This window comes from Variovorax sp. 20P10.2.4 (genome assembly GCF_058244205.1).
Genome location: NZ_JBZAYE010000257.1, coordinates 1 through 9742 on the forward strand (window position 1 = coordinate 1; position 9742 = coordinate 9742).

The following is a 9742-nucleotide window of genomic DNA, read 5'->3' on the forward strand; positions in this document are numbered from 1 at the left end:
ATGCTCGTGCTGCACGGCGATGCCGATGCCGTGGTCGTGCCCAGCAATGCCGTCAACAGCGCCGCCGTGTGGGCCACGGCCATGGGCGCGCGGCCCGGCGTGGCGCGCGACGTGCAGCGCGGCAAGCGCCGCCCGATGCGCGTGACCGACTTCAAGCGCAAGGGCCGCACGGTGGTCTCGCTGTGCGAGATCGCCGGGCTGGGGCATGCGTGGAGCGGCGGCGCGTCGAAGCTGATGTTCAGCGATGCGGCCGGGCCCGATGCCACGCGGATGGCCTGGGCCTTTGCCATGACGCAGTTCAGGCACGTGGCCAAGCAGGCCTGAGGCGCTCTTTCACGCCGTGGCGTTCTCGCGCGCCGCGGCGCGCCATGCACCGGGCGCCATGCCCTTCTCGCGCTTGAAGGCCTTGCTGAAGGCGGCTTCCGATTCGTAGCCCACCGCGCCGGCGATGGTGCCCAGCGCGGCGTTGCCCTGGCCCAGCATGTTGCCGGCCTTGAACATGCGCCACTGCGTGAGGTATTCCAGCGGTGCCTGCCCCACGCGCTCGCGAAAGCGCTGCGCGAAGGCCGAGCGCGACAGGCTCGCGGCCGAGGCCAGCGATTCCACCGTCCAGGCGCGTGCCATGTCCTTGTGCATCGCGCGCAGCGCGGGACCGATGCGTGCATCGGCCAGCGCGGCCAGCCAGCCGGTCTGCGCATCGCCCGCGGCCGCGACGTGCGCGCGCACCGCCTGCACGAACACGATGTCGGCCAGCCGGCTCACGAGCAGGCCGGAGCCCAGGCCGGGCTCGCCGGTCTCCATGGCCAGCAGTTGCAGCGTGCCCTGCAGCGCGAGGGCCCGCGCCTGCTCCATCTTCACGTGCAGCAGCACCGGCAGCAGGTCGAGCAGCGGGCGCGCGGCGCGCTGGTCGAAGTGGAACCAGCCGCAGATCACCGAGGCCGCGGTGCCCGTGCCGCCCAGCTCGACGACGCCGCCGATGCGGTCGCGCACGACCGAGGCGCAGCTCACCGTGGGCGTGGTCGGATGGTCGCGCAGCACATAGGGCGTGCCGTGGGCCAGCACGTAGCAATCGCCCGCGGCGAGCGCGACGGGGTGGTCCGCCCCCTCGACCTCGAGCAGGCAACCGCCGCGCACCACGAGGCCGAAACGCGCGCTCTCGCCGCCGGCCAGGCTCACGCCCCAGGGCGCACCGGCCTCGAGCCGGGCATACAGGGCGCTGCGCACGCGCATGGCCGCGAAAACGTCGTCGAGGGGGTCCATGAAGGCTCCGGTGGCGGTGGACGAATGGACAAGATTGTCGGCTTTGCAGGCATTCACTGTCCATCGAGTGCGGCAGAAACTGCCGCTTCACTCTCACCGCACAGGAGCACACACCATGCATGCCAAGACCCGCTTCACCGAACTGGCCGACCGCTACGTCGCCCTCTGGAACCTGACCGACGCCGACGCCCGCCGCGACGCCATTGCCGCACTGTGGGTGCCCCAGGGCGAGCACTGCGTGCGCACGCTGCAGGCCAAGGGCTACGAGGCGCTGGCGCAGCGCGTCACCGGCTCGCACGAGAAGAACGTGCGCGACGGCGGCTTCCGCTTCATCGCCACCGGCGATGCGCAAGGGCTGCACGACACCGTGATGTTCCATTGGCAGATGGTCCCCGCCGCGGGCGGTCCCGTGGCGGCGCTCGGGCTCGAGTTCCTGCGGCTGGCCGAGGACGGCCGCATCGCCGTCGACTACCAGTTCATCCTGCCGACCCCCGGCGTCTGATCGCTTGACCTCCGGGGTCATTGCCGCAGCGCGCCCTCCCTCCAAGACTCGAGCCCACCATGACGCAGTCCAACATCGCCGTTCCGGCGGCATCGCTTTCCTCCACGGCCGGCCAGAGCGCTGACGCGGCCAAGCCCGGCCGGCTGGCCCTGTGGGTCATGCTCAGCGGCACCTTCCTGGTGGTGCTGGACTTCTTCATCGTCAATGTCGCGCTGCCCTCGATGCAGCGCGAACTGCTCGCGAGCACCGCCACCTTGCAGCTGGTGGTGGCGGGCTACGGTCTCGCCACCGCCGCGGGCCTGATCACCGGCGGCCGGCTCGGCGACCTCTTCGGGCGCCGCCGCATGTTCATGGCGGGCCTGCTGCTGTTCACGCTGGCCTCGGCGGCCTGCGGCCTGGCGCCCAATGCCGAGCTGCTGGTGGCGGCCCGCGTGCTGCAGGGCCTGGCCGGTGCGCTGCTGCAGCCGCAGGTGCTCGCGATGATCGGATTGGTCCACACCGGCGAGGACCGCGCCCGCGCCTTCGCCGCCTACGGCCTCACGCTCGGCCTCGGCGCCACGCTGGGCCAGCTCGTGGGCGGGCTGCTGATCCAGGCCGACCTCTGGGGCCTCGGCTGGCGCAGCTGTTTCCTCATCAACCTGCCGATCGGCCTGCTCGCGCTGCTGCTGGCGCCGCGCGTCATTCCGCCGCTGGCCAATGGGGGCCACCAGAGCCGGCTCGATCCCGCCGGCATGCTGCTGGTGGCCGCAGCGTCGGTCGCGGTGGTGCTGCCGCTGGTCGAGGGCCGGCAGCAGGGCTGGCCGTTGTGGAGCTGGCTGTGCCTCGCGGCCGCGCTGCCGCTCGCGTTGCTGTTCGCCTTCCAGCAGCGCCGGCTCGCCGCGCGCGGCGGTGCGCCGCTGGTGGCGCCGGTGCTCATGGCCGATGCACGCTTCGTCAACGGCCTGCTGACCACGCTGGCCTTCTATGTCGGCAATGCCTCGCTGTACTTCGTGCTCGCGCTGTACCTGCAGCAGGGCCTCGCGCTCGGCGCGCTGCGCTCGGGCCTGGTCTTCACCGCGCTGGCGCTCGGCTTCTTCGCCACCTCGATGGGCGGCGCCCGCATCGCGCGCCGCTTCGGCGGCAAGTCGCCGATCGCGCTCGGCGCGCTGCTGCTCGCGGCCGGCCATGCGCTGCAGTACCTCAACGTCGCGGCCTTCGCGGGCCATACCCACCTGCTCGCCTGGATGGTGCCGCTGCTGCTGGTGCAGGGCGCGGGACTGGGCCTGGTGATGGCGCCCCTGGTCTCGAGCGTGCTCGCCGGCCTGCCGCCGCAGCATGCGGGCGTGGCCTCGGGCGTGCTCTCGATGGTGCAGCAGGCGGGCAATGCGCTGGGCGTGGCGCTGATCGGGATCCTGTTCTACGGGCGGCTCGGCGAGCGGGGCGATGCGGCGGACTATGCGGCGGGGCTCGGAGTGGCGCTGGTCTATCTGATGGGGTCGGCGTTGTTGGTGGCGGTGTTGCATCGGCGGGGCGCGCGGCGGCCTTCGACGAGCCGCTGACGAACCTGCCCAATTTGGGCACGAGCCTGCCCAAATTGGGTCAATGGAGGGCTCTCGGGGCGCATGTCACACTGACCGCCCCTCAAGAAAAGCCACCATGGATTCCGACCTCCAGACCCTCACCCAGGCCTTGCGCGACTTCGCCCGCGAGCGCCACTGGGAACCCTTCCACTCCCCCAAGAACCTCGCTGCGGCGCTCTCGGTCGAGGCCGCCGAGCTGCTCGAGCATTTCCAGTGGCTCACCGAGGCCCAGAGCCGCGAGCTGCCGGCCGACAAGCGCGCCGAGGTCGGCACCGAGATCGCCGACGTGCTGCTCTACCTGCTGCAGCTGGCCGACCAGCTCGGCATCGATCCCATCGAGGCCGCGCGCAGCAAGATGGTCGCGAACGCGCGCAAGTACCCGGCGCCGTAGCCCCGCGCGCCGTTGACTCGGCTGAGTACCTCCGTGTACGCCACCCGGCGTATTTCTCCTTCCTGGTGCATTCCGCAGACTCCCTCCCATCGCTCGGCACCGCGCCGGCGAACAGGTTCAACCCACCGGAGCAGGAGTCCACATGCAACGTCGTTTCACCCTCAAGGCGCTCACCGCCGCCGTCGCGCTGGCCAGCATCTCCGCTGTGCCGGCATTCGCCGCCGACACCATCAAGGTCGGCGTGCTGCACTCGCTGTCGGGCACGATGGCCATCTCGGAAACCGTGTTGAAGGACACGGTGCTGATGGCGATCGACGACATCAACGCCAAGGGCGGCGTGCTCGGCAAGAAGCTCGAGCCCGTGGTGGTCGACCCGGCCTCGAACTGGCCGCTGTTCGCCGAGAAGACCAAGCAGCTGCTCGGCCAGGACAAGGTCTCGGTGATCTTCGGCTGCTGGACCTCGGTGTCGCGCAAGTCGGTGCTGCCGGTGGTCGAGGAAATGAACGGTCTCTTGTTCTACCCGGTGCAGTACGAGGGTGAAGAGCTCTCGAAGAACGTGTTCTACACGGGTGCCGCGCCCAACCAGCAGGCGATTCCGGCCGTCGACTACCTGATGAGCAAGGAAGGCGGCGCCGCCAAGCGCTGGGTGCTGCTGGGCACCGACTACGTCTATCCGCGCACCACCAACAAGATCCTGCGCGCCTACCTCAAGAGCAAGGGCGTGAAGGACACCGACATCGACGAGAAGTACACCCCCTTCGGCCACAGCGACTACCAGACCATCGTTGCCGACATCAAGAAGTTCTCGGCCGGCGGCAAGACTGCTGTGGTGTCGACCATCAACGGCGACTCCAACGTGCCCTTCTACAAGGAACTCGGCAACGCCGGCCTGAAGGCCAAGGACGTGCCGGTGGTGGCCTTCTCGGTCGGCGAGGAAGAACTGCGCGGCGTGGACACCAAGCCGCTGGTCGGCCACCTGGCCGCGTGGAACTACTTCATGTCGATCAAGAACCCGACCAACACGGCCTTCATCAAGCAGTGGAGCGACTACGCCAAGGCCAAGAACATCGCCGGCCACAAGGACAAGCCGCTGACCAACGACCCGATGGAAGCCACCTGGATCGGCATCCACATGTGGAAGCAGGCGGTCGAGAAGGCCAAGTCGACCGACACCGACAAGGTGATCGCCGCCATGGCCGGCCAGACCTTCACCGCGCCCTCGGGCATCGTCTCGAAGATGGACGAGAAGAACCACCACCTGCACAAGAGCGTGTTCATCGGCGAGATCAAGGCCGACGGCCAGTTCAACGTGGTGTGGAAGACGCCGGGCCCGGTCAAGGCCAAGCCGTGGAGCCCGTACATCGAAGGCAACGACAAGAAGCCCGACTACCCGGCCGGCAAGTCGATGTAAGTGCGTTCCTCCCTCCCCCGCCCGGGGGAGGGCCTTTCCTACTTCCGCTTCAAGATGCTTCGACGAACCCTCCACTGCGCATTCGCCGCCATGCTGTTCATGGCAACGGCCGCCCAGGCGCTGACCGCCGACGAAGCCCGGGCCATCGCCGCCGGCGATTCCGTAGCCCGCATCGCGGCGCTCAACAAGGCCGTCACCAGCGCCGACGAGAAGACCGCCGCCTTCATCCAGGCGATGTCGGACGACGCGGTCAAGTACACCGAAGACAAGGTCTTCGTGATGAAGGACGACAAGGGCTACGACCCCGTGACCGGTGCCGAGCTCAAGGTGCCCGACACGGCCGAGGACGTGGTCAACAACAACCTGATGCGCGGCGCGCTCGATGCCGCGCAGGCCGCGCTCAAGCTCACCAGCAAGGACGGCGCAGTGCGCGCCGAGGCGGCGCAGGCGCTGTTCAAGGAGCCCGACGAATCGCGGCTGCCGCTGGTCGAGAAGGCGCTGGCCGCCGAGACCCACCCGAAGATCAAGGCGCAGCTCGAACTGGTGCGCGCCGCCAGCATGCTCGGCAGCGCCGACAAGGCCAAGCGCCTTGTGGCCGCGCGCGAGCTCGGCGAGAGCCGCAGCCCCGACACCAAGCTGCTGCTCAACCAGCGCCTGGCCGACGAGACCGAGGCCGACGTAAAGGCCGCGATCGTGGCCTCCATCGCCAGCATCGACGGCTCGCTGGTCTGGGGCGACCGCCTCAATGCCGTGTTCAGCGGCGTCAGCCTGGGCTCGGTGCTGCTGCTGGCCGCGCTGGGCCTGGCCATCACCTACGGCCTGATGGGCGTCATCAACATGGCCCATGGCGAGCTGATGATGATCGGCGCCTACGCCACCTACGTGATGCAGGGCATCTTCCAGAAGTACCTGCCCGAGGCCGCCTTCGGCTGGTACCTGGTGGCCGCCATTCCGGTCTCGTTCCTGGCTTCGGCGCTGGTGGGCGCGGTGCTCGAGCGCGGCGTGATCCGCTTTCTCTACGGCCGCCCGCTCGAGACCCTGCTGGCCACCTGGGGCATCAGCCTGATGCTGCAGCAGCTGGTGCGCTCGCTGTTCGGCGCGCAGAACGTGGGCGTGGAGAACCCGGCCTGGATGAGCGGCGGCCTGTCGCTGCTGTCGAACGTCACGCTGCCGTGGAACCGCCTGTGCATCATCGTCTTCGCGGTGCTGGTGCTGCTGGCCATGGGCTGGCTGATCGGCCGCACGCGGCTGGGCCTGTTCGTGCGCGGCGTGACGCAGAACCGCCCGATCGCCTCCTGCATGGGCGTGAACACCGCGCGCATCGACACCTACGCCTTCGCGCTCGGCTCGGGCATCGCCGGCCTCGCGGGCTGTGCGCTGAGCCAGATCGGCAACGTCGGCCCCGACCTGGGCCAGAGCTACATCGTCGACAGCTTCATGGTGGTCGTGATGGGCGGCGTCGGCCAGCTCGCGGGCACCGTCTACGCGGCGCTCGGCCTGGGCATCCTCAACAAGTTCATCGAAGGCTGGGCGGGCGCGGTGCTCGCGAAGATCGCGGTGCTTGTCTTCATCATCATCTTCATCCAGAAGCGGCCGCAGGGCATCTTCGCGATGAAGGGCCGGAGCGCAGAGGCATGAGCAAGGTCGTACTTCCAACCAAGGGGCCGCTGCTGAGCGGCAAGGGCTGGACGGCCTTCTTCGTCGCGCTGATCGTGGTGTGCGCGGTGGCGCCCGTGCTCAACATGTGGGTGCCGGTGGACAGCCCGCTGCACATGAGCGACTACGCGGTGGCGCTGGTCGGCAAGATCATGTGCTACGCGATCTGCGCGCTGGCCATGGACCTGATCTGGGGCTACACCGGCATCCTCTCGCTGGGCCACGGCCTGTTCTTCGCACTCGGCGGCTACATGATGGGCATGTACCTCATGCGCCAGATCGGCCGCGACGGCAACTACAAGAGCGACCTGCCCGACTTCATGGTGTTCCTCGACTGGAAGACGCTGCCCTGGCACTGGACCTTCAGCGACAGCTTCATTGCCACCTTGGTGCTGATCGTCGCGGTGCCGGGCCTGATCGCCTTCGTGTTCGGCTTCTTCGCCTTCCGCTCGCGCATCAAGGGCGTGTACTTCTCGATCATCACGCAGGCCCTGACCTTCGCGGCCATGCTGCTGTTCTTCCGCAACGAGACCGGCTTCGGCGGCAACAACGGCTTCACCGACTTCAAGCGCATCCTCGGCATCCCGATCGCCACGCAGGAGATGCGCATGACGATCTTCGCGCTCACCGGCGTGACCCTGCTGGCCTTCTTCCTGTTCGCCAAGTGGCTGATCGCGAGCAAGTTCGGCCGCGTGCTGCAGGCCATCCGCGACGCCGAGTCGCGCGTGATGTTCTCGGGCTACAACCCGCTGCCCTACAAGCTCAGCATCTGGGTCATCTCGGCCGTGATGTGCGGCGTGGCCGGCGCGCTCTACGTGCCGCAGGTCGGCATCATCAACCCGAGCGAGATGAGCGCGGCCAACTCGATCGAGATCGCGATCTGGGCCGCGGTGGGCGGGCGCGCGAGCTTGATCGGGCCGATCATCGGCGCCTTCATCGTCAACGGCGCGAAGAGCTGGCTCACGGTGGCCTATCCCGAGTACTGGCTGTACTTCCTCGGCGCGCTGTTCATCGCGGTCACGTTGTTCCTGCCGAACGGCATCGTGGGGCTGGTGCGCCAGTGGCTGTCGCGCGAGAAGGCGGCGCCCGTTGCGGCATCGCCGGCGCGCGCCGAGGCCCAGCGCTCGCTGGCGACCGAACAGGGCATGGAGCCGGACGCCATCGCCGCGCCGCTGCATGCCGAACCGAAGGGAGCCCGCGCATGACGCCCGACCTGATGGAAGCCGGCGCCGAGCGCGCCTCGCGCGCCAAGGGCCAGCCGCACGACACCGGCGCCACCGAATCGGGCGGCCGCACGGCGGGCTTCAGCCGCATCGCGACGCCCGGCGAGGTCGACGTGACCCACGGCCGCATCCTCTACCTGGAAGACGTGAGCGTGAGCTTCGACGGCTTCAAGGCGATCAACAAGCTGTCGCTCGACATCGCGCCGGGCGAGCTGCGCTGCATCATCGGCCCCAACGGCGCGGGCAAGACCACGATGATGGACATCATCACCGGCAAGACCCGGCCCGACGAGGGCACGGTGTTCTTCGGCAGCACCATCGACCTGCTGCGCCACAAGGAGGCCGAGATCGCGCAGCTGGGCATCGGCCGCAAGTTCCAGAAGCCGACCGTGTTCGAGCACCTCACGGTGTTCGAGAACCTCGAGCTCGCGCTCAAGACCGACAAGGGCGTGCGCGCCTCGATGCTGTTCAGGCTCGACTCGGCGCAAAGCGACCGGCTCGCCGAGGTGCTCGAGACCATCCACCTCGCGGCCAGCGTGTCGCGCATGGCGGGCAACCTGAGCCACGGCCAGAAGCAGTGGCTCGAGATCGGCATGCTGCTGATGCAGGACCCGAAGCTCTTGCTGCTCGACGAACCCGTGGCCGGCATGACCGACGAGGAGACGGCGCGCACGGCCGAGCTGTTCCTCACGCTCAAGGGCAAGCATTCGCTGATGGTGGTGGAGCACGACATGAGCTTCATCCGCACCATCTCCGAGATCGTGACCGTGCTGTGCGACGGCTCGGTGCTCGCGCAGGGCTCGCTCGACGAGGTGCAGGCCGACGAGCGCGTGATCGAGGTCTACCTGGGCCGCTGAGGAAACCACGCCATGCTGACAGTCAAGAACATCCACCAGTACTACGGCGGCTCCCACATCCTGCGCGACGTGAGCTTCGAGGCCACGCTGGGCAAGGTCACGGTGCTGCTGGGCCGCAACGGCGTGGGCAAGACCACGCTGCTGAAGTCGCTGATGGGCCTGGTGCCGATCAAGAGCGGCAGCATCGAGCTCGAGGGCCGGCCGATCCACAAGGCCACGCCCTACGACCGCGCGCGCGCGGGCATCGGCTTCGTGCCGCAGGGCCGCGAGATCTTCGCGCGCCTCACGGTCGAGGAGAACCTGCGCATGGGCCTGGCCTACAAGCGCGGCGGCACGCCGATCCCGGCCGAGCTGTTCGAGCTGTTCCCGGTGCTCAAGCAGATGATCGGGCGCCGCGGCGGCGACCTCTCGGGCGGCCAGCAGCAGCAGCTCGCGATCGCGCGCGCGCTCGCGCCCAAGCCGAAGCTGCTGATCCTCGACGAGCCCACCGAGGGCATCCAGCCGAGCATCATCAAGGACATCGGCCGCGTGATCCGCATGCTGGCCGACCGCGGCGACATGGCGATCGTGCTGTGCGAGCAGTACTACGACTTCGCGCAGGAGCTGGCCGACGACTACCTCGTGATGGAGCGCGGCGAGGTGATCGCGCGCGGCCTCGGCAAGGACATGGAGGCGCAGGGCGTGCGCCAATTGGTCGCGATCTGACGCTTCAGCGCGCCCAGTCGCGGCGCAGGTCGGCCGCGAGGCGCAGCAGCAGCTGCGCGTGCGCCTCGATGGCGTCCGTCGACACTTCCTCCGCGGTGGGGAAGCTCACGTTCATCGCATAGAGGCTGCCCGCGGGTGAGCGCAGCGGCAGCGCCACCGCGGTCATGCCCGCGGCCCA

Annotated in this window: 9 protein-coding genes and 1 pseudogene; 9 read left to right on the forward strand and 1 reads right to left on the reverse strand. The window is 68.8% G+C overall.

From position 1 onward, the window contains the following. Window positions 1-324, forward strand: a pseudogene (locus tag AC27VN_RS22225) (extracellular catalytic domain type 1 short-chain-length polyhydroxyalkanoate depolymerase); the annotation flags it as partial. 9 nt (window positions 325-333) lie between these two features. Here the strand turns inward: AC27VN_RS22225 and AC27VN_RS22230 are convergent. After that, window positions 334-1260 carry an AraC family transcriptional regulator gene (locus AC27VN_RS22230; protein ID WP_296787141.1) on the reverse strand — a complete coding sequence of 309 codons (927 nt, stop codon included), beginning with the start codon at window positions 1258-1260 and terminating at the stop codon, window positions 334-336. 115 nt (window positions 1261-1375) lie between these two features. Here AC27VN_RS22230 and AC27VN_RS22235 point away from each other — a divergent pair, with 115 nt between their 5' ends. The 8 genes from AC27VN_RS22235 to urtE all read left to right on the forward strand — a co-directional run bounded on the left by AC27VN_RS22235 (window position 1376) and on the right by urtE (window position 9564). Further along, window positions 1376-1762: a nuclear transport factor 2 family protein gene (locus tag AC27VN_RS22235; protein WP_296787139.1), complete on the forward strand. Its 387-nt coding sequence runs from the start codon at window positions 1376-1378 to the stop codon at window positions 1760-1762. 59 nt (window positions 1763-1821) lie between these two features. Next, on the forward strand, window positions 1822-3300 hold the full coding sequence (locus AC27VN_RS22240; RefSeq protein WP_490877925.1) for an MFS transporter: 1479 nt from the start codon (window positions 1822-1824) through the stop codon (window positions 3298-3300). A gap of 97 nt (window positions 3301-3397) precedes the next feature. Further along, the gene (locus tag AC27VN_RS22245) at window positions 3398-3712 is read left to right on the forward strand and encodes a nucleotide pyrophosphohydrolase (RefSeq protein WP_296801653.1); all 315 of its coding nucleotides are present in this window, start codon (window positions 3398-3400) and stop codon (window positions 3710-3712) included. A 142-nt stretch (window positions 3713-3854) separates the two neighbouring features. After that, entirely contained in the window at window positions 3855-5123 is a 1269-nt protein-coding gene (urtA, locus tag AC27VN_RS22250) for an urea ABC transporter substrate-binding protein (protein WP_057594412.1), read from the forward strand. 90 nt (window positions 5124-5213) lie between these two features. Next, window positions 5214-6761, forward strand: coding sequence for an urea ABC transporter permease subunit UrtB (gene urtB, locus AC27VN_RS22255; RefSeq protein ID WP_490877926.1), 1548 nt, complete (start codon window positions 5214-5216; stop codon window positions 6759-6761). Next, window positions 6758-7984, forward strand: a complete 1227-nt coding sequence (urtC, locus tag AC27VN_RS22260) for an urea ABC transporter permease subunit UrtC (protein WP_490877927.1) — start codon at window positions 6758-6760, stop codon at window positions 7982-7984. Before urtB ends, urtC begins: the two co-directional genes overlap by 4 nt. Next, entirely contained in the window at window positions 7981-8859 is an 879-nt protein-coding gene (gene urtD, locus AC27VN_RS22265; protein ID WP_296787128.1) for an urea ABC transporter ATP-binding protein UrtD, read from the forward strand. Before urtC ends, urtD begins: the two co-directional genes overlap by 4 nt. 12 nt (window positions 8860-8871) lie before the next feature. After that, entirely contained in the window at window positions 8872-9564 is a 693-nt protein-coding gene (urtE, locus tag AC27VN_RS22270) for an urea ABC transporter ATP-binding subunit UrtE (protein WP_057594408.1), read from the forward strand. Window positions 9565-9742 lie beyond the last annotated feature (178 nt).

Coding starts and splice junctions, on each gene's coding strand:
- urtE (WP_057594408.1), top strand. CDS start 8,872: ATGCTGACAGTCAAGAACATCCACCAGTACTACGGCGGCTCCCACATC.
- urtA (WP_057594412.1), top strand. CDS start 3,855: ATGCAACGTCGTTTCACCCTCAAGGCGCTCACCGCCGCCGTCGCGCTG.
- urtB (WP_490877926.1), top strand. CDS start 5,214: ATGCTGTTCATGGCAACGGCCGCCCAGGCGCTGACCGCCGACGAAGCC.
- urtC (WP_490877927.1), top strand. CDS start 6,758: ATGAGCAAGGTCGTACTTCCAACCAAGGGGCCGCTGCTGAGCGGCAAG.
- urtD (WP_296787128.1), top strand. CDS start 7,981: ATGACGCCCGACCTGATGGAAGCCGGCGCCGAGCGCGCCTCGCGCGCC.
- AC27VN_RS22245 (WP_296801653.1), top strand. CDS start 3,398: ATGGATTCCGACCTCCAGACCCTCACCCAGGCCTTGCGCGACTTCGCC.
- AC27VN_RS22235 (WP_296787139.1), top strand. CDS start 1,376: ATGCATGCCAAGACCCGCTTCACCGAACTGGCCGACCGCTACGTCGCC.
- AC27VN_RS22230 (WP_296787141.1), bottom strand. CDS start 1,260: ATGGACCCCCTCGACGACGTTTTCGCGGCCATGCGCGTGCGCAGCGCC.
- AC27VN_RS22240 (WP_490877925.1), top strand. CDS start 1,822: ATGACGCAGTCCAACATCGCCGTTCCGGCGGCATCGCTTTCCTCCACG.